Genomic DNA, 238 nt, shown 5'->3' with positions numbered 1-238 from the left:
GCGAGCACCAGGTCGTCCACGAAGGCCAGCAGCCGCTTGCGCAGCGGTGCCGCGGTGCCGGGCCCGGATTCGGGCAACCCGAGCTTCTCGCCGCGGAACGAAGGCCGGCTCACGCCGGCCTGTTCACGCGCCTGGTTCATTGCGCTCTTCGGGCCGTCCAGCCACGAGCCGAGGACATTTCGCACGTCAACCAGGGTACGCACCGGCTCCACCAGCCCGCTCGGAGCAACGGTTTCCA

The 238-nt window shown here is 69.7% G+C and carries 1 protein-coding gene; it reads right to left on the bottom strand.

Annotated elements, in window-relative coordinates; all coding sequences use genetic code 11:
* Nucleotides 1–238 (bottom strand): hypothetical protein (locus KVT39_RS37360; RefSeq protein WP_217591523.1); only part of this gene is annotated, 238 nt, incomplete at both ends.

Origin of the sequence: Burkholderia sp. GbtcB21 (genome assembly GCF_019091065.1) — a bacterium.
Classification (GTDB): Bacteria; Pseudomonadota; Gammaproteobacteria; order Burkholderiales; family Burkholderiaceae; genus Burkholderia; species Burkholderia pyrrocinia_C.
This window is presented reverse-complemented; position numbering and strand designations above follow the sequence as displayed.